Here is a 25,046-nt window from a genome sequence, read left to right on the forward strand (position 1 = left end):
TCCGCCGGTAGCATGGGAATTTATATTACCCACAGACTTGGACACGGCAGTGCCGTGTCCCTACAATTAATCCGGGTAGGGACACGGCACTGCCGTGTCCTCTATATAATTCCGGTGCAACCGGAAACCATATCAGAAGAGTTTTATTTTATCTGCGGATAGCAGGGTGGTTTCATTCTCACGAAAATCGCGATTTTGTAGGGGCGGTGCCCCCGTGCCCGCCCCCCCCACAGACGATTTCACAGGCGTTTCAGACATGGGGGCAACCACGGGGGGTTTGCCCCTACGGAGAATGAAACAGCCCTGCTGCGGATAGGGTGACAGCTAACTAACACACCCTAAAAGTTTCAGTTTACCTGCTTCGACAAAATTAAATTGAGCACGTTCAACTCGTTGGAACTTAAAAGATATTTATCTGTAAAAATCTTTTCTCTACTTTGCTCTAAACTGTAGCTTCTAAACACGATAAATGGAAAGTCTTTATACTTGTGCCCGATCGGCATTACACTATCTACAGGGTAGATCGATCGCACATAAGCCGACAAAATATCCCGAAACCGCCTATCTTCCGGTTCTTCCAGCTTACTGTCAGCAAAATACTCCTGCATTTCCTCCCCGCTGACAAAAGCAAACAGCGGTATGGCATAATAGCGATCGAACTGCTGACTCTGCTGCTCGAAATACTGAGTTTTCTCCAAATCGCCGTTGAGAAACTGCAAAAGCTCGATCGCACCTCCTCTAATTGCCGATATTACATTCTCCGGGGACGAATCGCTATCCCTAATTCGACGCATTTTGTCCAGCAACTTCTTCTCTAGACATTGCTTAATTTCTCGATGAAGCCGCATCTGGTATGTTTCTACCAAATTTTGCTTAGCTAGAGGTACGAGCAACACACTACCGCAAACATGACCGAGTTCTAAATTATCATAGCTCAACAAACCATCAAGAGGAGTGCACTTTTCCAAAAATTTACGATTAAAATCGTCCCGCATTTCCAGATAGGAATCGCCCTTTTGACGAGAATTATCAGAATTTTTCAAAACAAACTCCCCGCGACTCAAAAGCTGTTCCAGACTCGTATAAACCTCCTTAAACAACCTATTTCCTCGCTGGCTCTCGCTCTTTAATGTCTTAATTAGAGCCGCCATTTTGCTGCTAAAAGTATCCCCGACTGCGGAAACCGACTTACCGCCGATGGGAATCATCAAAAACTTTTCCCTACCTAAATAACCGTATCCCGAAATTCGCGTCATCACCGCCGTCTTGAGAATTAGCAATAAATTCAACAAACTCAACTTGCTTTCTTGCAGGGAAAGTTCCGCATCATCAGCGTAATAAACTGCGGTATCAGATAGGTAAAAAACCAATTCTTTGTCTTCACCATCAAGGGTTTTACCGTTGTCATATTCTCCGCGTCCCCGATAAATCACCTGTATGATTTCCATCAGATTTTTCTCAATTTGGAAGCGGGGAATATCAACTAAAATATGCTTAGTTTTCGGGAAAGATAAGCCGCGACTTCCCGATGCAGTCATAAAGATTACTTTAGCTGTATTTTTGTAGTTCTGTATTTTTTCTTTCTCCTCTTCCGAGATATTCGCGTGAATTTCCAGATAATCGGTAAACTGATTAAATTCTCGTTCTTTTTGAATTTTTTCAATCAATTCTGCCAATCTTTTTTTGCTTTGAATATCGACTATAATTTGTTCAACACCAGGTAGCGCCCCTCGCTGGTTTATATCCTGAATTATGTCAGATTGCACCCCTTTTACTAAATTAGTATCTTCCTTTAAAGACGCATCTTCATTGTATTTAACAGTTTCTACAAATACTTTGTAAGTCATTTTTAAACTGCGGGCAGGGTAAGAATTTGCATTAATAACAGTTGCGGCTAAACGATTAAACTTAAATGATGGAATGACTTGCAAAGGTGGGATAACTTCCGAATTGTCAGCTAACTTTTTAAAATAGATTTTATCCGGTTCAGACGATGTATTCTCCAGATGCTGTTTGATAACATCACGATCTACGATCGAAGCATCAGCTACAATAATTTTAGTATTAAAACCATGTTGCGAATCCGCCAACTCATACTCGTGGACAATCCGATTTATTCCTGACAAAAACTCAACGCCTCCGTCATCTCCGGTGATTTCATCTATCATAATGAATAAGTGTTTGATGCGTCGGGAGATTTGCTGCATCTTAGCTGGTATGACTTTTCCGCCTCGTTTGCTGTAGACATCTTGAAATATCTTTTCAAAGTGTTTAAGGGTATTATGTCCATTTTCTGTTACCTTCAAAGACTGGATGGAAGCCGTGGCGACAATATTATTAGATATCTCACAGTTGATGAGAGTGTATATCGCATCGCAAATGCTGTTTAGCACTCCCCTAGTTTTTGCTCTAGTTGGTTGAAGTAAGGTTTCTCCTTTTCTTTCAATTTGCCGCTGGTAGTATTCTTTTCTCTTGATTTCGGGACTATCTTTGAAAAAATTGACAGTTTTTTTCGGGAAATCTTTGTGATAGTTGTTAGAGGCGTATTTTACAGTAGGACGACCAGCATTACTTGCAATAAGATCGGAGTTTGTGTTAATGCAGAATAGGCGATTATCACACAGTTCATGTTGAACTTTGAATTTTTCAATAATATCCAAGTTTACTTGCTTGCGGGGACTGACATAAAAGAATAAAAAACCGTCATCAATATGGCTTTTTAGGAAATTGGCGATCGCAGTTGTTTTCCCAATTCCCGGATTCCCAGTTAAAAAGATATAAGTTTCATCAGATTGAAGCGCTTTGATAATCAATTCAGCGTGAGCATCTCTCAAATGCAATCCGCGAGTAACTTGCAAATCATCTGCCCATTTATCTGATATAATATCTATTGAATTAGCAAAACCATCAATCCGTTCAGTATGAGGTACCATTGGAGTGTTTTTGCCAATTTCTAAAATAGAATCGACAAAGTTTCTGCCTTCTTTAAAACTGTCAGCCGCGTTGGTTTGAATTGTATGTAAAACTTGACTGCGGGCTTTGTCAATATCTTTTTCTGTTGTTTTATTTTTGTATATTTGCGAACAAGTGGACAGAAAATTAAGTTTATCTTTGCGAATAGAAATGGCGTTGACACTGCGATCGCTGTAGCCAACTATATTAAACAATACATCAGCATCACTAGAAATCATCCCGGTTTCTTGGAGGAATTCATAGAAACTGTGAGCGTAGCTACCCGCTTGAATTAACTTACTGCTTTCCTTATCCCGATAGTTAAAAGCTTTAAAATAGTCTGTCAACCCTTCCGAGAAATCAACACCTAAAGTGCTTGTATCGATTCCCAGGTTAGAAAATACACTTTTCGATCGCAAATAGCTAATTTCCCTCCCTAACAGCTTCCGCATCACCTCAACTTCATTCAAATCAGGCATCTCAGCAGCAGGGGGAGCAAACACAGATAAATCAACACACAGAATTTTTAAACTCTTACCTTTTTGAATCAGCAAAAGCGTATCCGCTTGCAAAAACTCACCGTCTTTCAACCAATAGCGGTTTATGTACAAGTTAATATCAGGAGTTGATAGGCTAGGTTGCAAGGCTTTTAGTTGCTGTAAAACTTCTCTTAAACCTTCTATATCTTCTTTATTATTAGTTCCAATGCTGTTAGTTTTAGTGAAACTACATTGATAGTACAAAATTTTCAAATGCTGTGGTTTTCCGCCCACAGAGTCGAGGTACTCCCGGAAAAAATTTAAGCCGCCCAGAAAACCCTTTTGAATATAAAACAGACTCCATTTTTCAACTTTTTGGTCATCCAAACTGGATTCTCTGGTAAGATTTTTTACAATCTCTGAAAAATTAATATTTTGCAAATCTAGACGGTAGGAGTCGCCAAAATTGTGAGCTATTTTATTCTGCTGAATACAAGCGAGAATCCCGATATTAAATCCAACTTCAAAGAGGCGACCCAAGTTTACTGATATCATTATTTTTGACCTCCCTCAGTGATATTTAGCACTTCTCTTACCTTGTTCAAAAAAGCCAAGCAATTAAACGTAGCACTTCCCCCCTCGTGACTGAATTCAGATAAAGCACCAACTGATTCGTCTCCAATAATGCGATCGTAAGGATCGAGCTTTATACTGATTTTTTGTCTAGCTTCAAATCGATAAAAGTGAAATATTGTCAAATAGTGCAGCAAAGTATTTTTGATTTCACCATCATCAATCAAACCTTGGTAAATATCTCGATCGTCCAGAATACCTTCATAAATATTCAACAGAGTCGAATAGGAAATCACCCCGTTGTAAAAATTTTTTTCTCCTTGTTGCTGTACTTTTCTGCCGTTAAACAAATTGAAAAACACAGCCGCTTGCTTGCTGGTATCTGAAAATAAGCTGTTAAGCTCTGCTTTATCTTGAATGTAAAAAGATTCTCCCCTATAATCTTTGGGGCTATAAACGTAATATTTATCAAAAAATATAGGGTAAATTTTAATATCTTGGTGTTCTCCTTTCAAAGTTCGGATCGTGTCTTTTGACATCAAAAATAACTTCTCATCTTCCTCATTTTGAGTAATATGCAGCGTACTCATATAAGGTGCTTGGGAAATATATACAAAATTTCGATATCCTCGATTGTACAACTGACTGACAATATCTGCAAGAATTGAGGGCTGAGTATAAAGTTCCTGAAGGCTGTAGTTTGCTGAGAAAGTTTTCAGCATTCCAACTTGAATAATGTTGTTTTCGTAGCGCCTAATTCCGGTGATTTCACCCAATAAACAGGCTTTTCTCTGAACTTTATCCCTTCCCTTTCTCTCGTCGCTATCCCTAGTGGATACTGCAATAATCGCTAAATTCTCCAACTCTGGAGATAGCTTCACGTTGTCAAATCGAAACTTTTTAGGCAAGGTTGAATAGAGGGAACTCAAACCATTTTTGGCAGTCAAATGATAATTGCTTCCCCGCAGGCGAAATCCTTTAGAGTTCGATCGGTGTTTTTCGCTCAAAATATGACATAATGTTTTAGAAAAATGTCCCATAAACTTTTCTGAAGGTGAAGGTTTTTCGTGATAGCCTTCGTGAAGTCTCACAATCGGTACAAAGAAATTATTGGGTAGTTTTTGCAACAAAATTCTCAGGCAAATATACGACAGGAGCGAAATAGCAAACTTGTAAACAAAAGCTGCTTGTGATTTCAATCCTTCCTTGCTATCTAAGCGTCGATTGTCGTAGGGAAAAATCACAGATTTTTCCTGATAACTGTCGTCTAAAACTTTTTGAGATCGATCCGTTTTAGGAATCCAAAGCACCGGCAAAGCATTGATACCTTGGATATGGTATTTCATGCTGAAACTTTGAGATTCATCAGTTGGAAAATAGCGGACATCTTCAATGGTAATCTTGACAGGCAATTGACAAATAGCTTCTTTGCGAGTCTTCGCCTTTACTACCGAAATATACTGAAGCGTTTTCTTGGGATTCTGCTGTACGACTTCTTTGAAAAACTTCTTTTCTTGCAACGTAGTATTTATATTTTCAAGGATACTTCTTTTAATCAGAATCTCTCGCGATTCTGTGTGGGGCTGTAAAATATTTTTTTGCTTAATAAAATCTTGCAATAAACTCTTAAGGCATTGTATTTTATGCTGGACATTAACTTCCTTAAAACGAGTAAAAAAGTTTCGGAAAAGTCTCTTTTTCATTTCCTCATCGGAACCCTGCAATATAGGCAAGACTATTCTATCGAATCCTAAAATTGGGTCGCAATTAAGTTCTGATTCCGGGTTATAATTTGCTGTTAGGGGGTTGTGAGGAGAAGCAAAGACAAAGTGATACAAAAATGCTATATTTAATACCTTGCGAAAGAAAGTTTCATGATGGGCTGGTTCCTCCAATGCGGCTAGGTGTTCCTCGCTGTCTGGATCTAACAAATTGAGATTGTAGTCCAATACGCTATCGCCGCCCCGCGATTGAACTTTGTTACCCAACTTGATTTTTAAACCAAAAACAAATTGACGATCGCCCCCAGAATTATCTGTTATTTCTCCGAGGCTACCTGCTATAATAGGAATAATAGGAAGGCGATCGAAAGCTTCCGATCGCGAAAACATATCTTGATAATTAACCTCTACTCCCTGATAATTAACTAGGTAGTGTCCATCAACTTTATCGCTGTCGCTGCTGATGTATTCTTCGATCGAGCGCAAACGCCGAATCAAATCTTGCAAATAAATGCAGCCGCGAGAATTTGCTTGTTCGGGAGCGATATTGTCTAAAATATACTCCAAATAAGTGATTTTTGCTTCTTTCTTAAGTTGACCCAAAGTTTCGCGATCGACAACTCGAACCAGCCGATAAAAATCAGAATTTTCATCTTCCAGCATTTCCTGAAAGAGGGAATTCAGTTCTTCCTTGTCATCATCTGTATCAGCTTTTTCCTCCATATAATTCTCTAAACCCAGCTTCAACTCTTGTTCAAAAATATCTGCATTGCGGACAGAAACAGTCACTTTGTGAAACTTCAGCAGCGAATTACTACCAGCACCGATATGTTCCAAAGTCAGCTTTTGTTTCTGCAAATTGTGATGTTTTGTGTCAAAATCGTATTTAAAACCTAACTGCCTTCCGTCGCCTTGAAAAGATTCTAGAGGACTGGTTAAACTAGCTACAAACTTGTCAATTGCAACACTTTCTCCCAAAATAGATTGTAAGTGGCGCCGCAAATAAACTTCAATCTGTCTAACTTGAGTGCCAAATCGAGTTTCAACTTCGGGAGTGAAATTCACTGTGGCAGAATGTGCTTGACGTTCAAATTCACCCAAAGGATGTCGCACTTTCAAACTCGATATTTGAGCGGCTACCGCATCAATATCTATTAGCAGACGACGCTTATCATCCGAAAGGCTAAATGGATTTTTTCCCTGCAAAACCTCTAAAATCTTGTCCAGCAAATCGCCATAGTCCACTGGAACTAAATCGCTGTCATCCAATCTTAAGATGTTCACCCTATTAACCCCTTCAAAAAGCTTGAATCCACTCTTTCACATCGTACTCAGTCCAAACCCCATTTACCCAATAAGGATCGGCTTCCACCAATTGTCGCACAGCCGACTCCTCTTCTGCTTCGTAAATTGCAAAAACTTTTGTTAAATCTTTTGTAGGCCCGATCGTACTTAATACTCCCGATTCCTTCTGCTTAGCCAATCCCGCTAAATGAGCGTCTCGAAACGGAGCGCGTTTTTCTAGAACGTCTTCGCAGTAACTTCCCCACATCACATATTTGGTCACGGTTTTGAGCCTTGGATGAATTGGTTGAAAACTTATTGTACAATAAGAGTAGCAGGATTTGATGATTTTTTTTAGGATAAAATTGATTAACCGCAGAGGGCGCAGAGGTCGCTGAGGAAGATAGGGGAAGAAGAGAGAGGTTTGTTAGAGAGAAGGAGGTTACTATGACTTTATTAGATATTCGGCTGCTGACTGTTCATGAATATGACCGGATGACGGAAATTGGTATTTTTGATGAGGATGAACGGGTAGAATTACTAGCAGGACAGATAGTAAAGATGGCAGCGAAAGGAACAGCACACGGTGCGGCAATTGCGCGCACGAAGATATTACTGGATAACCGTTTAGGAGAACAGATTTTGGTGCGGCTGCAAGACCCGGTTCGGATGAATAATTACTCGCAACCTGAACCGGATATTTCTGTAGTTATACCAGATCCACTTTACTATGAAGACCACCATCCAATTCCTTCAGAAGTTTATCTGATTATTGAAGTTGCCGATACTACGCTGAGAACGGATTGCGGGATTAAAGCAAAAATTTATGCTGAGTCGGGAATTACTGATTATTGGGTTTTGGATGTGAATAATCGGCAACTTCATGTTTTTCGAGAACCGAGTCAGGATGGTTATCAAAGTCGGGTGATTCTTGCGGATGGTGATAGTATTTCTCTTTGGCGGTTTCCTGATTGTTCTTTTTTTGTGCGGGAGATGTTGCGGCCGTTAAGTTATTAACTTGTTCAACAAATTTAGGACTCGCTTGGCCGCAGAAACCGGGTTTCTCTGTTAATAGTTGGTTGATGGCGGTACATCTTGGAAGAAACCCGGTTTCTCAGTCTTTGCGTGTAAGAAGTCGAGAGAGGGCCGGCACTTTTAGCACCGCCCCTACAATTAGCTTCTTAGGCTGACTCCGAATTTTTGTACTAGGATGTCGCGGACTTTTTGTTGGGCGGGTTCGACATCGGTTTCGCTTAATGTTCGATCGCCCGCACGGTAAACTAACCGAAAAGCCAAACTCCGCTGTCCCGCCGGCACGTTGTCGCCCCGATATTCGTCGAACAGTTCCACCGAATCCAGCAAACTACCCGCCGCCTTTTTCATCGCACTCTGCATATCTACAACCGGAACCTCTACAGGCGCGAAAAACGCAATGTCTCTGTCTGAAGCGGGGAAACTCGAATAACCCGCGAATTTGCGAGTTAAGTTGTTCGATCGCCCTAATTCAGCTAACAGCACCGCTAAATCTAATTGAAACACGTAAACCTGCTCAGGCAAATCCTTTTCTTGCTGCAATTGCGGGTGCAACTGTCCGAAAATTCCTAAATGTTTTCCGTTTAACGATAACGCAGCGGTGCGGCCCGGATGCAAGCGTGTATTAGAGGAATCGCTTTGATATTCCACCGACAAACCCAACCCCTGAAACGCACTTTCCAAGATACCTTTTGCCTCAAACCAAGTCAAAGGTCGATCGCGCCCGGACTGCTGCCATTTCCACACAGTCGGATCGCCGCCAATAATCCCCGCAACTGCATCGGCTTCCTTCATTGCATCCCCATCTTTCCAGAAAATGCGGCCGACTTCAAAACCATTTAGCGCCCCATTTCCCTGTTCCAAATTGTACCCGAAAGCATCAATCAAACCCGACAGCATTTCTGTCCGCAAAGCCGAATACTCCACAAACAGGGGATTCGCCAGCACAACCTGATTGTCTCCCTCAGTTTTCACCAAAGAATAGTGCATCAACTCCGTCAAACCGGCCGCCCGAAAAGCCGATCGCACGTTCCGAATTGCCGCATATTCCGGCGACAAATAACCGGGTTCCGTTTTGCTAGGCAAAGTATCGCAGAAATTGTCATAACCGTGGAGTCTGGCAACTTCTTCAATTAAGTCAATTTCCCTTTCTAAATCTCGGTAGCGGTAAGGAGGAACAGTTATCGCAAACACCCGTTCTTTTTCCGTTGGAACCACTTCGCATCCCAAGGCTATGAGAATATTTTTCACCTCTTCCGGTTCCAGATATTTAGAACCGCCCGTTTCCCCTCTTTTCAACTGCCCCAAAACCAGATTTACTCGGTCTAAACGCAATTCGAGCGATCGCGAAAAACTCAAATCCTCGCCGGAACTCGCCGTTTTCTGAACCGTCGCAGTGCCTCCAGCCAACTCCAAAATTAGGGCGACAGCGCGGTTGCAGGCCGTCGCCAAGGCCGCCTGATTCACCCCCCGCTCGTAGCGGATCGAAGCCTCGCTCCGCAGGCCTTGAGCGCGCGCAGAACGGCGAATCGTTGCCTGGTCAAAAATCGCTGCTTCCAAAACTAAATTTTGCGTTCCTTCGTGAACTTCCGTATCTTCGCCGCCCATTACCCCAGCTAAGGCAACGGGTTTGTCGCTAGCAGTAATTAACAGATTTTGAGCTTGCAAATTGCGGTTTTGTCCGTCCAAAGTTTTGAAGGATTCGCCTGATGCAGCAAAGCGGACGCCGATGCTGATATCTTGATTACCTGTGAAAGATTGCAGGCGATCGCGATCGAAAGCGTGCAGCGGTTGTCCCCATTCCAGCAAAATGTAATTAGTTACGTCAACTACATTATTAATCGGCCGCACTCCCGCCGCCTGCAACCGCTGCTGCAACCAAGCTGGAGAAGCAGCAATTTTCACACCTTCAATTGCCGTGCCGATGTAAATCGGGCATCCTTGCGGTGCCGATATTTCTATTGCCAAACCAGGACTTTCTTTGCCCTCAATCGCAACACCATTCGCGTCGGGAATTCTCAAACTCGCCCCAGTCAGCGCCGCCACTTCTCGCGCTACACCCACCATGCTCAAAGCGTCAGCACGGTTGGCAGTTGCTGTCAAGTCTAAAATCACATCGTCTAAACCCAAAAGTGGGCGAATATCGCTGCCCAATTCGGGATTTTCTAGCTCGAAAATGTGAATTCCCGCTGATTCTTTAGACAATCCCAATTCGGCGAGAGAGCAAATCATTCCTTCAGAAGGAACGCCGCGCAATTTAGCTGGTTTAATTTTCAGATCTATCGTCGATAAAAAAGTACCGACAACGGCTACAGGTACATAAATATCTGCCCTCGCATTGGGTGCGCCGCACACAATATTTAAGGGTTCTGGTTGGCCGACATCAACTTGACAAACTCTCAATTTGTCAGCGTTGGGATGTTGTTCGCAGGCGACTATTTTGCCCAAAACTACGCCGTCGGCCCACGGGCGGCGATCTTCGATATCTTCGACTTCAAATCCTGCCATTGTCAGGGTTTCGGCTAATTCTTCTGGGGATATTGTCACATCCACCAATTCCCGCAGCCAGTTTAGAGAAATACGCATAATTTTGTCAGTAGTTAGTTGTTCGTGCTCGGTAAGCTGTACTGCATTTAAATTGTATATTTCAATGCCGTATTAAAACTCATCAAATCCTCTCCCTCTCCCCCCCCCTCTCCCCCTCTCCCCCTCTCCCCCTCTCCCCCTCTCTCCCTTTGATTAGTCTGCGCCGGCTGGCTTCGACTGTGGAGTGCCAGAATTTATTCGGGAAAGCTTTTAATACCACAGTCATTTAATTTTGTCAAGACTATTGTGGTATATATAAGCACAAACGAGCGATCGCCCTTTCGGTCGATGGCTGCTGGGGGATGAGTAACATTCTCATTGAGAGAATGAGGTATGCTAGAGACATCTAACAGCGCAAAAAGCACCTAAGTTTAGAAAGACTTTACACAAAAAAGGACAACTTTAGCAAGTCTTTAAACTATCTTCAAGGATAATCTACCGAAAAAACTCACAGCAGCGACATAATCAAAATAGGGAAAAGATATCGGCCTAAAAGACTTAGGTGCAATTCCAATTCGCAACCGGACGCACGGCCCGCCGCCAACTGATAGATAAGTATTTCTAGCAGAAGCGGTTTAAGGGAATTTGTGCCCTCGAGCGATCGCTGGCAAAATCAGAAAAACATAGGCAAACTCAATCAACATGAGCTACTGCGTAAATCCGGGCTGTCCCCATCCTCAAAATCCTGCTGACTCTATTCTCCAGTGTCAGACCTGCGGCGCGCGGCTATTGCTGCGCGCTCGCTACCGAGTCATTGAACCGTTAGGACAAGGAGGTTTTGGAGCTACATTTCTGGCAAAAGACATCTCTTTGCCTGGTCAACCGAGTTGCGTGGTCAAGCAACTCCGACCCAGTAGTTCGTCGCCGCGAGTTTTAGAAATGGCGCGGGAATTATTCAAGCGAGAGGCGAAAACCCTCGGCCAACTCGGCGACCACCCGCAAGTACCGAGGCTGCTAGACTATTTTGAAACCGAACAGCAATTTTACTTAGTTCAAGAGTATGTTAAAGGCTCGACTTTGAAACAAGAAGTCAAACAATCAGGCCGTTTCAATGAATCGGATGTTAAAAATTTTCTATTAGAAATTATGCCAGTAGTGCAATACATCCACAGCCAAGGAGTAATTCACAGAGATATCAAGCCGGCAAATATTATTCGCCGAGTTCAAGACAATCACTTAGTTCTGATTGACTTCGGAGCGGTAAAAGACCAAGTTAGCCAAACAATATTATTAGACCCCGCCGACCAAAGCGCCAACACGAAATTTTCAGTCGGCACGTTTAGTTTTGCTCCCCCGGAACAAATGGCGCTGCGACCGATATTTGCCAGCGACATCTACGCTTTGGGCATGACTTGCTTGTACTTGCTGACAGGAAAGTCGCCCAAGGATTTAGATTTTGATGCCGTAACCGGGGAAATTGTTTGGCAGCCCCACGTTCAGGTGAGCCCAAATTTTGCGCGGATTCTTGAGAAAATGCTCAAGCCGATCGTCAGCCACCGCTTTCAATCCGCAGCAGATGTCGTCAAAGCTCTCAATGGCGAATATGAAGACGCAGACCTTTGCGACGGCTTGGCAACTCAATTCAACGCAGGCGGCCGCACAGTTGAGGAACCGACGATATTTAACAGTGATGCTACTTCGTTGCCCTCGCCCCACGCAAAAACCGGTCAAGATTTGCGATCGACAAAGCAAAATATCCGCGGCAGAACTTCCTTCACCCAATCGGGAAACACGGGGATGCAGCCCAGAGTTGCCCGCAGTCTGGCAGAGTCCGGCAGAACTTTCGGGACGGCCGCATTTTCCAACGGCAATTTAGCAGCGCCAAAGGTCACGAAAGCGGTTGTGAAGTGGGACAGCAGCAGCTTGCGAGCGGCATATTTTAAAGGTAAACGCGATTTTGCTGACTGCGAACTGTCGGGTTTGCAACTGCCAAAAGCGCAGTTGGCGGGGGGGAATTTTTATCAGGCTAGGTTGGTGAAGGCAAATTTGCAAGCAGCGGATTTGTCGGGGGCGAATTTGGGCCACGCGAGGTTAATTAAGGCGAATTTGCGAGGAGCAAATTTGACTGAAGCTTATTGCAGCACTGCTAATTTTGAAGGCGCGGATTTTCGAGGTGCTGATTTGACGGGCGCTTATTTGAGCAAGGCGAATTTGCGGGGGGCGAATTTGTGCGGTGCGAATCTGACTGACGCTACAGTTACCGAGGAACAACTGGCAACTGCTAAGACGAATTGGCTGACTACCAAGCCCGATGGTAAGCGGGGTTTTGGATTTTAAGAAGTCAGTTGTCAGTTGACAGTTGACAGTTGACAGTTGACAGTTGACAGTTGTCAGTTGTCAGTTGTCATTAGTCATTAGTCCGAGGGAAGAACAAAAATGCTCCCCTCTCCCCCTCTCCCCCTCCCCCAATCTCCCCCTCTCCCCCTCCCCCAATCTCCCCCTCTCCCCCTCCCCCAAATCTCCCCCTCTCCCCCTCTCCCCCTCCACTCGGACACTCCCCCTTCCCCCAGTCAGGTGATTCCTCAGGAGGAAGCTCGATCGCCCGTCATCCGCCTAAATTAAAAAGTAGCAATGGAGGATTCGATCGCACAAAAATGAAACTGCTCAACCGCCGCACTCGACCCCTTCTGCACGCCGGCATCCTGGCCCTGGCCTACTTCGTTACCGGAAAACTCGCAGCGTCCATACTGGGACTGGTGAAAGCCGAAGCCTCGCCTGTGTGGCCGCCCGCCGGCATTGCCCTAGCCGCAGTGCTGCTGCAAGGGCGGCGGATGTGGCCCTTCATTGCCCTCGGTTCGGTGCTGTTAAACTCTACCGCCGGTATACCCTCCGCCATCATTGTCACATCGGCTTTTAGCGTCACCCTGCAAGCGCTGGCTGGGGAGGCTGTGCTTGGCAGGATCGGATTTTCTACTAAGCTCGATCGACTGCGAGATGTTCTGGGTTTAGTAGCCGGCGCTGTCATCGGGTCTACTTTCCTCGGTTCTACCCTCGGCAACTTGGGCGCGTGCATTTTTGGTTGGGCTCAGTGGAGCAATTTCTCTCGCAACTGGTGGACTACGTGGCTCGGAGACGGGATGGGAATTTTGATTGTCACGCCGATGCTGCTGACTTTGAACCACGCCATAGAAAGTTTTAAATTAAAAATAAAACCCCCCATTATTTCAACTTTTATAGCAGTTTTTAACCGGGCAAAGTACCAATTCCCAATTCCCCATTCCCAATTACCAATTCCCAATTCCCAATTACCAATTCCCAATTCCCAATTCCCAATTCCCAATTCCCAATTCCCAATTCCCAATTCCCAATTCCCAATTCCCAATTCCCAATTTTCCAAGCACATCTCATGCAACTCAAAACCGCTATAATATTCGATTTTTAATTATTCATTATTTAGAAGCACTGATTTTGCTAACTCTGCTGTTGAGCGTTAGCTGGCTGGTTTTTTGCTCGAAAACACAGGGGGCGATCGCTCTGTATCCGCTGGAGTATCTGCCTTTTCCTCTGATAGTTTGGGCAGCCCTGCGGTTTCAACCGCCGGGAGCAATTTTTGCTTATTCGATCGTCTCTTACATCGCGATTTGGGGAGCGGTGCAGTCCGGCGGCCCGTTTTTGGTCAAAAGCGAAAATCTGCAACAGGCGGTGGTATTTTTACAAGCTTTTACCGGTACGATCGCCCTTGTAGCTCTCATGTTGGCGGCCGCCGTCGCAGAACGCCAGCAAGCGCTGGTGGAGGTGCACCGGACGGCAGCCATGTTGCGCGACGCTCACGCTAGTTTAGCCAACGCTCAGCGCATCGCTCAGTTGGGCAATTGGGATTTAAATTGCGCCGCCGTCGCCACAACTCAAAACTGCGCCCAATCCCCAGAACATCATATATCCCATATCGAATTGCGGTGGTCGGACGAGCTTTACCGGCTCTTGGGCTTGACTCCGGGAACTGTCAAACCAACACCATCCGTTTTTTTGCAGGCGGTACATCCAGAAGACCGAGATTTGGTGGCGCGAGCGCAGTGTCAAGCCATGTTCGATCGCAAACCCTATTGCATTAACTACCGAATTGTGCTCGCCGACGGCTGCGAGCGCACTGTCTGCGAACAGTCGGCAATTAACTCAAACGTCATCGCCGCCACAGTCCAAGACGTTACCGAACGCCACCGCACAGAAGCTGCTTTGCGAACATCCTCCGAGCGCGATCGCCTGCTCTCAGAAATGGCCCTGCGAATTCGCCACTCGCTCGACCTCGAAGCAATTCTCAATACTACTGTTGCCGAAGTCCGGCAATTTTTCAAGGCAGACCGCGCTTTCATCGGTATTGTGAACGCGGGCGGGGCAAATGTTGTTAGCCCGGTGTACGGTAAAATTGTGGCTGAGTCTGTCGGTGCCCAATGCCGTTCTCTTATAGGGTGGGTGCTCGCTGACGAGAATCACCTCGAACAGCAGAAAACTTTTTATGCTAACAACCGCGTCCGAGCTGTCTCCGATACTGCTACGGTGCAAGTCAGCGATAGAATTGCCCAATTATACAGCGACTATCAAATTCGGGCGACGTTAAATGTGCCGATCGTCCTCGGGGATGAATTGTTCGGGATCTTGGCCGTCAACCAGTGTTCTGGGCCCCGCCAGTGGCAGGAATTTGAAATTGATTTATTAGAAAAACTCGCTACCCAAGTCGCGATCGCCCTCCAGCAAGCCCAACTTTTGCAGCAGGTAAAAGATCTCAATGCTAACTTAGAATCTCAAGTGGAGGAACGCACCCGCCAACTGCAGCAAAAAATGCACGAACTGCAAGAAAGCAACCGCCTCAAAGATTTATTTTTGCACGCAGTTTCTCACAATCTCCGCACTCCCGTTATGGGAATGTTAATACTGCTGAAAAATTTGCTCAACAAATCGGCCTGTGAGTCCCTACAGGATGTTCCGGTTTCTCGATCGATTTTGCAGCGCATCGTTCAGGCCAGCGAACACCAGTTGACTATGGTTAATTCCCTGCTCGACGCTCACGCCAGCGAGGTGAAAGGGATTGTTCTCAAGACGGAACCGCTGCACTTGCAGTCTTTGACTTCAGCAATTGTTGCCGGTTTAGAACCGCTCCTGGCCAAAAATCAAGCAACTTTGACTCAGGAAATTCCTGCGGATTTGCCGCCAGTCAATGCTGACAGCAAACACTTGCAGCGGGTGCTGGAAAATTTGCTAACTAATGCGATCAAACACAATCCTCCGGGAGTCAAGATAACTTTTAAAGCCGAGGTAATTGAAGTAGAAAAAGCCCTAATTTTTGAAGGAAATTCACAGGTTTTTACTTCCCCAAATACTCCCGTAGCCGGCTGTATCCCTAACATCCCGAATGCTGCGGGCGAGATCGCTCCAATACTCGACACCGCTTGGGAATTGGCGGCGGGCGATCGCGACACCACCCATAAAAATCCAGAAACCCGGGCCAAATTTCACCTCGACGGCAGTTGTCAACTGCCCCGCTATCAGGGTCAAATTCGCAATACAGGCGGCAAATTGCCCAAAGTCACCGTAAAAATGGTTCGCTGCACTGTAACAGATAATGGAGTGGGAATCAGCGCCAAACAGCGGGAATCTCTGTTTGAACTTTACGTTCAAGACCCCAATATCCGACAATTAACAGGGCTGGGTTTGGGATTGTACCTCTCCAAGCAAATTATCAAAGCTCACGGCGGCTTCATCGGCGTCGAAAGCACTCCCGGAGGCGGCTCGACTTTCTGGTTTTCGCTACCGACTGTCAGTCGATTTTAGATTTTAGATTTTAGATTTTAGATTTTTAATTTACTCCACAGATAAATGTGGGAGGTTTAACTCTTAGTCTAAAATTTTGATTTTTCCACGACAACAGTCGGGCGCTTGTATCCGTTTGATATGATGTCCGATCGATTACCATAACAAAAACGGATCGAGCGTGTGGACTTTAGTCCGCTCTTTTTGCGGACTAAAGTCCACACTACGAACTTATTTTATCGCGGTCAATCGACTGGACATGATATGAGGGCTGATTCAACTCAGACAATCGCTATTAACCCAATTATTAAATCTTCAATTATTCAATTATTCAGTCTTCAATTCTTCAATCCAAAATCCCAAATCCAAAATCTAAAATCGTATGTTCTATCCTGGCCATGCAAAATCAGTTGAGGCGCTAACGGTTTATGAGGTGTGGCGCGATCGCTTCCTCCGAGATCGGCTGCGCCCTGCTGTGCGAATTGCCATCTTTTTTGCCTTCACAATAATTGTCTATCTTCTGGGCGAAGCAATCTTCGCTCCCCGGGAGTTTAAAATTGTTTATTTGTACACTAGCGCTGCTGTAGAATTGGGTTTGCTGACCTGTTTGGTGTTGCAAAAAACATCGATCGGAAAGCGCTATCCAGGTTTACTATTTTTAGGTTTTTCGTGGTCGCTGACTGTCGTTGTGCAGATTGGGTTAGCCGCAGCAAAAGTCGGGGACTTACCAATTTTAACTTGGAGTTTAGCGTTTCTAACTCAAGCTACGCTGATGCCCGTTCGCTGGCGCCTTCACCTAATTTCTCAACTCGGTGTTTTGTTCTGCCACGTCGGCATAAATTTGGTTTTAAATCTAAGTTTGGCTAAGTATACTGCTTTTAGGCTGAGCGGGTTTTATTTATATTTATTTTGGTTTTGTTTGATTTGCGATTTGTCGGTTTATTGGTACGAATGTCTGCAACGAACAGAGTTTAGTACCAGGCGCGAGTTGGAATCTGCTTATCAAAAATTGGAGGTGGCGGAGGCTAAGTACCGCAGCATTTTTGAGAATGCGGGCGAGGGAATTTTTCAAAGCACTCCCGACGGTCGCTATATTACTGCAAATCCAGCTTTGGCGAGGATTTACGGCTGCGATTCCCCGGAAGAAGTGACGGCAAAGTTTACTGATATCGAGCGGCAGTTGTATGTCGATCCGGCTCGCAGAAATGAGTTTTTGCGATCGATCGAGGAAAGCAGCACAGTCTCGGATTTTGAGTCGCAAATTTACCGCTGTGACGGCAGTATTGTCTGGATTTCCGAGAAAGCGCGGGCGGTACGGGATAGCAGAGGCTCCGTGCTTTATTATGAGGGTTTAATTGAGGATATCACGCAGCGCAAACAGGCACAAGAATCGCAGCGGCTGTTTATTCACGCTCTTTCTCACGACTTGCGCAACCCGGTGGCGGGAATGTTAATGGTGCTGAAAAATTGGCAGACGAAAACTGGGGATTCGATCGCAATTCCCCGTTCTATTCTGGAGCGGATGATTCAAGGTAGCGAGCAGCAATTGCGGTTGATAAATTCGCTGCTGGAAGTTCACGCCGGGGAATTGCGCGGTTTGGTTCTGCACTGCGATCGGGTGAATTTGAGGGCGGTAGCTGAAGCGGCGGCGGCAGATTTGGAGCCTTTAATGAATGAGGCTCAAGCTACTTTTACCAATTTGGTTGCGGATGATTTGCCCGCCGTGAAGGCTGACACTACTCAGTTGTGGCGGGTGTTTTCTAATTTAATTGCTAATGCTTTAAAACACAATCTGCCCGGACTGAATTTAAGGGTTTGTGCTCAAGTAATCAATGCGGAAAAAATCACGATAAATCACAGCGAAGCAAAACACAAGAGCGAGCAGTTACCAATTCCCAATTACCAATTCCCAATTCCCAATTCCTCAAGTAGCATGATTTGCTGTACAGTTGAAGATGACGGAGTGGGAATATTGCCGGAACAGTGCGAACATCTTTTTGACCTTTACGTTAGGGGCGATCGATCGCGACACTCCGTCGGTTTGGGTTTGGGTCTATATCTTTCTCGGCAAATTATTGGCGCTCACGGCGGGGAAATTGGGGTAGTTAGCAGCCCCGGTGCTGGCGCCATTTTTTGGTTTACTTTGCCCTTGGCTGAGAATTCCCGGTGAGTTTTTTGTATGTTTAACTACATTTGATCTTTGGGTTGTACCGCCGCAGGTGACGCAAGAGCGGGTGAAGCAAAATTAGTCGATCGCACTATTGATATTAATTTAAAACAGTGCTATAATCAGCCGAATGTTTTCCAGATTTTTGGGCGACCTTCAGATTTTCTTTAGAAACACCATTTAATATAGAAAGTCTCTAAAATTAGATAACAGACCTGCAATTTATGTTTGTCGAGAACAGCTCAGAAAATACAGCCAAAGACGATGCAGCTAAGTACGACTCAGCTAAATATAACGAGCGGTCCTTCTCAACTTTAATTCGGGCGCTCCGTCTTTCCCAAGGTTACTTTTCTTTCGTTTTAGTCCACTGCAACTCGCTGGCTTTGCGGGAGCAAATAGTCGATCGACTGCAAGCAACTTCTGCCCAAAAACCCCAGCAACTGTTTTTGCCAAAATCGGCGACAACTCTCTACACGACAATCTCCGCAGAAGTAGACGGCGAGCCGCCTCCAGCTTTAATGATCCTCGGTTTGGAATCTGTGGAGCCGATCGATCGATTGCTGATTTCTACCAACCTAGTATGCAGCGAATTCAGCAAAAAATTTTCCTTTCCCGTCGTCTTTTGGGTGACAGATGAACTTCTGAGAAAAATCATTCGCACCGCCCCAGATTTATACAATCGGATGACAACAATTAGATTCATCAGTCAGTTGACAGTTGACAGTTGACAGTTGACAGTTGAGGGTTGACAGCTTGCCCCGAGCGAAGCCGAGGGGTTGACAGTTGACAGTTGACAATCAAAAATCTTCAATCCCCAATCCAAAATCCAAAATCCAAAATCTAAAATCGTTTGACAGTTAACAGTCAACAGTTAACAGTCAACAGTCAACTGTTAAATTCCGCTTCCCAAATCCCGACTAATTCGCGCGCCGCCGCAGTTCCCTCAGCCGGAAAACCAGGCAAAAAGTCTTTATCCGCCTCCACCTGATAAGGCCCTTCCTTGAACTCCAAAATCACAGTATCCGGTGCCAAAGCTACTAACGTGTGAATAGTGCCCTCTGGAAGTTCCACAGCGCGAGTGGGCCCGGCCGCACTGACTCGCAACGATCGCAAGATTTGACCGTTTTCATTCAAAATAAGAATACCGACTTCTCCTTGAATCACGACAAAAAACTCAAAACCGTTAACCTCGGGCGGGCGCAGGTGTCGGTGGGGGCGGACGTAAGTGCCCCGTTGCAGCACGTTGACAAACCGCTGCACCTTTTCTGACAAATCGTGGAAATTGTAGTTTTGTCGCTGGCGGGGGCTGCTGCGGGAGGAAGCTGCAACTTCGTCTAGCAATTCTTGCGTCAAACACTTGATCGGAGAAGGCTGCACAACAGATATCCTGTATTTAATAGTTTTTGAACAAATGGGCTAGGCTGAGATCATCTTTACCAGCATTTCTTGGCATATGAAAATCGCAAATCAGGTGCGTATCACTAAGGCAATGCGTTTGTCAAGTATTTTTAGAATCAGTATTAGCCCGATCGCCCTTTTGACTATTCTAGTCTGCGCGAGTACCGTTTCTGCGTCCCAACCGAGGGCGGCGGCACTGTTTGTTCAGCAGCAATTGTCACAGCAGCAACTGAAAGACGAAATTCGCGATCGAGTTCAAGAAGAAGTTGACACAGCTTTCGGGCGCACGGCCCTGCTGCTGAACGGGCTCGTAATTGCCTTAACATTGTTTCCGACAGCAGCCGGAGTCGGTGTTTGGTTGCTGTGGAGCAAATTCTCCAAGCAGACAACAATTGCTCGCCAAGAGATCGAAAGTCTCCGCTACGATACAATCTCTCAATTAAAGCTATTAATTTCCGATGCTGAAAGTATCTTAGGCGAAATTCAACACCAAAGTCACCCAGCGGATGCAGAAACAGACCTTTTATTGCCAGACGCCCAAATTCAAGAATTTGCTCCGGTTAACTACGGCAATTATCAACAGTTGTTGACCGCAGCCGACTATGCCAAACAGGGAGATGCTTGTTTCTTTGAAAATCGCTATGAAGATGCGATCGCAGCTTACAATCAGGCCCTGCAAATTCAGCCGGATTTAGCCGATACTTGGAACAACCGGGGAGTTGTGCTCACTAGAATGCAGCGGTATCCAGAGGCGATCGCATCTTACGAACAAGCGACGACAATTCGCCCCAATTATCCCGACGCTTGGAACAATCGAGGCGTGGTATTGTTGGAGTTGGAGAAGTACCAGGAGGCGATCGGCTGTTACGAACAAGCAATTCAAGCCAAACCAGATTATGCCGACGCTTGGAACAACCGAGGCGTTGCTTTTTCTAAAATGCAGGAATACGAACAAGCAGTAATTTCGTACAATCAAGCCCTACAAATCAAAAATGATTATACTGACGCTTGGAACAATCGAGGCGTTGCACTTTCCAAATTGCAAAAGTACGAATCCGCAATTGATTCTTACGATAATGCTGCTAAAATTCGACCTGATTTTTACAGAATATGGTACAATAAAGCCCGATGTTATGCGCTACAAGGTAAAATTGAATTAGCAATTGAAAATTTAAAGCGCGCCCTGAATCTCAATCCGAATTTGTGTAAAGAGTTGGCAAAAACTGAAGCTGATTTAGAGAAGATTCGCGAACACGACGCCTTCAAGCAGTTGATAAGTTAATAGCTGTAATTCTAGGCTGCGTGACCACAAATTATTTCAAATTTATCACTGGTGACTCATAAAAGTCACCCACCGAAAAATTACGCTATCTACATTCGATCTATCAATTCATCAGAAGTCACACAAAGTCTTGTGCTGTCTCGATTACTTTTGCCAATATTACACTTTTTGCAAAGAGTTTGTAGATTACTCATATCGTTAGAACCACCTTTTGAGCGGGGGATAATGTGGTCAACTTCCAATAAAACTCCATCTTCCCGTGCCGATCTACCACAGCTAAGACATTTCCATTTATCTCTAGCAAGTACACCCCACCATTTACCTGGTCTCACAAAAGAATAACTGTCTAGTTCAGGCATTTCTGAAGAATCGAAATCTTCTTCCTCGCTTTCTTCTGTTTCTATGTCATTTTCGGTATTTTTAAAAGCGAGATAAAATTCTTTGAATTGCTCAAGCCTATTTTCAAGCTGAGGTTCTCGTCCTTCACCAATACAAATAAATGATTCTGCTAAAGCGTATAAGAGGATGAATGCAATAATTAGTTCAGACAATCCTCGCCCTGGACTGACAGGAAAGTAGTATTTTGGTGACATCAACCTTATAGCATCTGACCCTACTTCATCAGGCACAATTGCCTGATGAAGAGGCAGAACTTCAAATTCAGGATTATACGTCGTATGTGAAATACGTGCTACCGATAATAGTGGCATTAAAACCTCGCTATACTTAGCGACAAGTTGTGAAATTCTTGCCACGTAAGCATCATCTACGCCTTGACGAAATGGCATTAGCTCAGCATGAATTGTTCCACTCGGAAATACCTTAAACGTCAGATAAGTGGGATGATGAAAGAATGGCTGTCCATTTCTCTTGAGAATTTTGAGCGGTTGGTCACCCCGTTTTGCAATAATTCCAATATGAACAAAGCCATAGTCTTTGTTCTCCTTTGCTTTATCTCGATGACTTGGAGAGTAGGCAAAAGTCATTCTCTCGTAAGGATTCACATTGTAGACTAGCGCCACAACATCAAGGGTATAACGCAGTAACGTCTCTAGCCGAGGGAAGAAATAATTTTGCAGTGTTGAAAGCTTGGTTTTAGTGTCAGGGATATGGAAAATTTCAGTATCTCTCTCTTCAAAAATTACTTCATTAATATTGTGACTATCTGGCACGTTTCTGACTCCTGGTATTTCATGAGCTATTCAATCACACCGATCGAGAGCTGGCTAGTTGGCTGTATTCCTAACTTGTGGTGTGAAATCCAATGTAAGTTTTCCTTCCCACGTAAAATTTATAGAGATGGCTGTTTACTTAGACTAAGCAAGCCAAATATTTATTATTATACCGAAAATTTTCGTATATTCAACTCCTAAGTCACAATAATCCGCAACTTAGAATTAGATTTACAACTTGATCCAGTACGAGCAAAAAGAAGTCGTTCTATGCCAACTGTTCTCACACGAGAGGAAGTTCTAGCAATTATTAATCATTGATCGGGGTCATCAACTGCTCGTAAAATTACTTTCACGATTAGATAGTTGACATGACCCCGACGGATAGTATTCGCTCGCTCAAGATTGTGGTATTTACTGGCGCGAAACCGATGACTAATTACAAATATTTCTGCAACAACAAACCCATTTTATCCTTAGTTGCCGTCGGCACTTGCTCCAGCCGAGTCAAAATTGCATATTTCAAAGCTGAATGCGACTCGGAAACGGGGGGATTTTCTGTTAACCTCCGTACTGTTTCTTGAATAACTTTTTGAGCATTCTCTGCATTGCGGTGCAAATTTGCTATTACCATTTCTACTGTTACGCTGTCGTGATCCTCATGCCAGCAGTCGTAGTCTGTGACTAATGCTAAAGTTGCGTAGGCAATTTCTGCTTCTCTGGCTAATTTTGCTTCGGGCAAATTTGTCATCCCGATGACTGTCGCCCCCCAACTGCGGTAAAGGTGGGATTCTGCCTTTGTGGAAAATGCGGGGCCTTCCATGCAGACGTAAGTGCCGCCCCGGTGCAGGGTAACGTCGGGGAGGTTCAAGGATTCGATCGCACTTGCCAATACTTTAGCCAATTCGCGGCAAACCGGATCGCCGAATGCGATGTGAGCAACAATTCCTTCTCCAAAAAAGGTAGAAACTCGATTTTTTGTACGATCGATAAACTGATCCGGCACTACCATATCTAAAGGTTTGGCCTCTGCTTTCAGGGAACCAACCGCCGACGCTGAGATTAAATACTCAACTCCCAGACTCTTCATGGCATAAATATTTGCCCGATAGGGGACTTCTGAGGGCAAAAAAGTGTGGTTGCGGCCGTGTCTTGCCAGAAATGCGACGGGCGTACCGTCCAATGTTCCCACAATGGCTGCATCAGATGGCGCGCCAAAAGGTGTATCAATTTTCACCTCTTCAATATCCTTGAGGGCCTCCATTTTATACAAACCGCTGCCGCCGATAATGCCGATTTTTGCCTGTGCCATTTTACCCTCTGCCTGAGTTTTACAAGAGTGATTTTATCGGGCCGTCGTTAAGTTAGCGTAAAGATTATTTAATTTTTGTGACAATAGTTACTGTACATACACTATATTGTTACAAATAAAATGTGATCTTAATCACAATGTATCTTCACTAAATCTTTAAAAATAAAAGTACAGAGTTCTGTTACCTACTTCTAAGGTGTTGAGATAATGACAGTCAGTTCTGCTAATGTACCCAAAATAGCGATCGAGGCGATCGTCCAGCGAATCTTTGCCTTCCGCCAAATTACCCCCCTCGACAGGCGGCTGCTGAAGTCAGCAATGCTTTCGGCAAACCGTCTCAACGAAAAAGATCGGTTTGAGATTAACCGAGTCTATCAGGGTATCCGAAACGGATTGATTCTGGTTGTGGAATAGAGCGACTTTAAAAAATTTGTGTTTTAGCCTGTATCTGCTGGAACTTAGTTCGGGCGGTAATCTGCTTCGGCGATCTAATTTTGAATTAAAAAATAAGACTATCTTGGATAGTTTGATTTGTCTGCTGCGAGAAAAGCGTATGGCAACGCTTACGTTTCACTCGCTGCGGACAAATAAGATTCAGCATTCGGTATTTGGCAAGAAAAACAATGGTTTTAGCAATTAATACAAGTTTAAAAAAGTCTTGCTAAAATTAAGCTCTTGTGAGTTTTAATTTAATACCAATTATGAACAAAATTGCTAGATATAGAATATCTCATCTGTAGGGAAACGGCACTGCCGTGTCCGGCGGAGAGTTAGGCCAATGACCGATGATTTCTAGATAATTAATAATTGTACCAAGACTTTTTCACGCATGGTATAAGTTTTGGGGAGGCGTCGAAGCCAACCCCACAAGAGTTTAAAGAAAAGACAAGATTGCAGAAGCCGCCAACAATCTTGAAATTCATCTGCGTTGCATCTGCGGTTTCGGGATCGCTCAAAGATTTATGCAATAATTCTCTTGAAAATTGCAGAATCCTGCGCCGGCAATGCCTTTGGTAGTGTCAACAAACACGTCAAACGTAGTTACAGATTGCTGCGCCGGCAATTAAGACCCGATCCCCCCGGCGCCCCCGCAACGATTCGGGGGGGACAAGAAGCACTCTTGCGTGCCCGCAACGATTCGGGGAGTAGGGGTCGAGTAGGGGGATGCGAGGGGGAGCCGGCAAGAGGGATAAACGAGATTTATTAGGGGTTTCAGGCGATTGTTGACACTACCAAAGGCATTGCCGTTTCCCTACAGATTCAGGATTGGTATCATAAAACTTCATTAAGTTTGTAAGCATCAATAAACAATAGTAGTATCATATAGTCAGAAAACTCAAACA

At 44.7% G+C, this 25,046-nt stretch carries 15 protein-coding genes; 8 read left to right on the forward strand and 7 right to left on the reverse strand.

Annotated elements, in window-relative coordinates:
- Nucleotides 1-347: 347 nt before the first annotated feature.
- From QUB63_RS30425 to QUB63_RS30435, 3 genes are read right to left on the reverse strand one after another with little or no spacing between them, the layout of a single operon-like run.
- Nucleotides 348-3,986 carry a helicase gene (locus tag QUB63_RS30425; RefSeq protein ID WP_332949100.1) on the reverse strand — a complete coding sequence of 1,213 codons (3,639 nt, stop codon included), beginning with the start codon at nucleotides 3,984-3,986 and terminating at the stop codon, nucleotides 348-350.
- Nucleotides 3,986-7,009: a hypothetical protein gene (locus QUB63_RS30430; RefSeq protein ID WP_332949101.1), complete on the reverse strand. Its 3,024-nt coding sequence runs from the start codon at nucleotides 7,007-7,009 to the stop codon at nucleotides 3,986-3,988. Before QUB63_RS30430 ends, QUB63_RS30425 begins: the two co-directional genes overlap by 1 nt.
- A gap of 13 nt (nucleotides 7,010-7,022) precedes the next feature.
- Nucleotides 7,023-7,292 (reverse strand): YciI family protein, encoded by a 270-nt coding sequence (locus tag QUB63_RS30435; protein WP_332949102.1) that lies wholly within the window; start codon nucleotides 7,290-7,292, stop codon nucleotides 7,023-7,025.
- Nucleotides 7,293-7,456: 164 nt separating this feature from the next.
- On the opposite strand from QUB63_RS30435, the gene QUB63_RS30440 reads away from it, so the two are divergent.
- Nucleotides 7,457-8,026 carry a Uma2 family endonuclease gene (locus QUB63_RS30440; RefSeq protein WP_332949103.1) on the forward strand — a complete coding sequence of 190 codons (570 nt, stop codon included), beginning with the start codon at nucleotides 7,457-7,459 and terminating at the stop codon, nucleotides 8,024-8,026.
- Nucleotides 8,027-8,182: 156 nt separating this feature from the next.
- On the opposite strand, the gene pheT is transcribed toward QUB63_RS30440, so the two are convergent.
- On the reverse strand, nucleotides 8,183-10,627 hold the full coding sequence (pheT, locus tag QUB63_RS30445) for a phenylalanine--tRNA ligase subunit beta (RefSeq protein WP_332949104.1): 2,445 nt from the start codon (nucleotides 10,625-10,627) through the stop codon (nucleotides 8,183-8,185).
- 642 nt (nucleotides 10,628-11,269) lie between these two features.
- Between pheT and QUB63_RS30450 the strand changes: the two genes are divergently transcribed.
- The 5 genes from QUB63_RS30450 (at nucleotide 11,270) to QUB63_RS30470 (ending at nucleotide 19,267) form a co-directional block, all read left to right on the forward strand.
- Nucleotides 11,270-12,904 (forward strand): serine/threonine-protein kinase, encoded by a 1,635-nt coding sequence (locus QUB63_RS30450; protein WP_332949105.1) that lies wholly within the window; start codon nucleotides 11,270-11,272, stop codon nucleotides 12,902-12,904.
- A 317-nt stretch (nucleotides 12,905-13,221) separates the two neighbouring features.
- Nucleotides 13,222-13,995, forward strand: a complete 774-nt coding sequence (locus QUB63_RS30455; protein WP_332949106.1) for an MASE1 domain-containing protein — start codon at nucleotides 13,222-13,224, stop codon at nucleotides 13,993-13,995.
- A 40-nt stretch (nucleotides 13,996-14,035) separates the two neighbouring features.
- Nucleotides 14,036-16,393 carry an ATP-binding protein gene (locus tag QUB63_RS30460; protein WP_332949107.1) on the forward strand — a complete coding sequence of 786 codons (2,358 nt, stop codon included), beginning with the start codon at nucleotides 14,036-14,038 and terminating at the stop codon, nucleotides 16,391-16,393.
- A gap of 361 nt (nucleotides 16,394-16,754) precedes the next feature.
- Nucleotides 16,755-18,542 carry a PAS domain-containing sensor histidine kinase gene (locus tag QUB63_RS30465; protein WP_332949108.1) on the forward strand — a complete coding sequence of 596 codons (1,788 nt, stop codon included), beginning with the start codon at nucleotides 16,755-16,757 and terminating at the stop codon, nucleotides 18,540-18,542.
- A 221-nt stretch (nucleotides 18,543-18,763) separates the two neighbouring features.
- The gene (locus QUB63_RS30470; protein WP_332949109.1) at nucleotides 18,764-19,267 is read left to right on the forward strand and encodes a hypothetical protein; all 504 of its coding nucleotides are present in this window, start codon (nucleotides 18,764-18,766) and stop codon (nucleotides 19,265-19,267) included.
- 157 nt (nucleotides 19,268-19,424) lie between these two features.
- Here the strand turns inward: QUB63_RS30470 and QUB63_RS30475 are convergent, their stop codons facing one another.
- Nucleotides 19,425-19,916, reverse strand: coding sequence for a WbuC family cupin fold metalloprotein (locus tag QUB63_RS30475; RefSeq protein WP_332949110.1), 492 nt, complete (start codon nucleotides 19,914-19,916; stop codon nucleotides 19,425-19,427).
- Nucleotides 19,917-19,992: 76 nt separating this feature from the next.
- On the opposite strand from QUB63_RS30475, the gene QUB63_RS30480 reads away from it, so the two are divergent.
- A complete protein-coding gene (locus QUB63_RS30480; protein ID WP_332987632.1) occupies nucleotides 19,993-21,219 on the forward strand; it encodes a tetratricopeptide repeat protein in 1,227 nt (408 codons plus the stop codon).
- Between the two features lie 89 nt (nucleotides 21,220-21,308).
- On the opposite strand, the gene QUB63_RS30485 is transcribed toward QUB63_RS30480, so the two are convergent.
- Entirely contained in the window at nucleotides 21,309-22,391 is a 1,083-nt protein-coding gene (locus QUB63_RS30485; protein WP_332949112.1) for an HNH endonuclease, read from the reverse strand.
- Between the two features lie 439 nt (nucleotides 22,392-22,830).
- Nucleotides 22,831-23,703 carry an S-methyl-5'-thioadenosine phosphorylase gene (locus QUB63_RS30490; RefSeq protein ID WP_332949113.1) on the reverse strand — a complete coding sequence of 291 codons (873 nt, stop codon included), beginning with the start codon at nucleotides 23,701-23,703 and terminating at the stop codon, nucleotides 22,831-22,833.
- Nucleotides 23,704-23,910: 207 nt separating this feature from the next.
- Here QUB63_RS30490 and QUB63_RS30495 point away from each other — a divergent pair, with 207 nt between their 5' ends.
- Nucleotides 23,911-24,117, forward strand: coding sequence for a hypothetical protein (locus QUB63_RS30495; protein WP_332949114.1), 207 nt, complete (start codon nucleotides 23,911-23,913; stop codon nucleotides 24,115-24,117).
- Nucleotides 24,118-25,046 lie beyond the last annotated feature (929 nt).

Origin of the sequence: Microcoleus sp. ARI1-B5 (genome assembly GCF_036705795.1) — a bacterium.
Classification (GTDB): Bacteria; Cyanobacteriota; Cyanobacteriia; order Cyanobacteriales; family Microcoleaceae; genus Microcoleus.

Bases quoted from the DNA above. Each gene is read 5' to 3' on its own strand.
- QUB63_RS30425 (WP_332949100.1), bottom strand. From the start codon at position 3,986: ATGATATCAGTAAACTTGGGTCGCCTCTTTGAAGTTGGATTTAATATC.
- QUB63_RS30440 (WP_332949103.1), top strand. From the start codon at position 7,457: ATGACTTTATTAGATATTCGGCTGCTGACTGTTCATGAATATGACCGG.
- pheT (WP_332949104.1), bottom strand. From the start codon at position 10,627: ATGCGTATTTCTCTAAACTGGCTGCGGGAATTGGTGGATGTGACAATA.
- QUB63_RS30450 (WP_332949105.1), top strand. From the start codon at position 11,270: ATGAGCTACTGCGTAAATCCGGGCTGTCCCCATCCTCAAAATCCTGCT.
- QUB63_RS30455 (WP_332949106.1), top strand. From the start codon at position 13,222: ATGAAACTGCTCAACCGCCGCACTCGACCCCTTCTGCACGCCGGCATC.
- QUB63_RS30465 (WP_332949108.1), top strand. From the start codon at position 16,755: ATGTTCTATCCTGGCCATGCAAAATCAGTTGAGGCGCTAACGGTTTAT.
- QUB63_RS30470 (WP_332949109.1), top strand. From the start codon at position 18,764: ATGTTTGTCGAGAACAGCTCAGAAAATACAGCCAAAGACGATGCAGCT.
- QUB63_RS30480 (WP_332987632.1), top strand. From the start codon at position 19,993: ATGAAAATCGCAAATCAGGTGCGTATCACTAAGGCAATGCGTTTGTCA.
- QUB63_RS30490 (WP_332949113.1), bottom strand. From the start codon at position 23,703: ATGGCACAGGCAAAAATCGGCATTATCGGCGGCAGCGGTTTGTATAAA.
- QUB63_RS30495 (WP_332949114.1), top strand. From the start codon at position 23,911: ATGACAGTCAGTTCTGCTAATGTACCCAAAATAGCGATCGAGGCGATC.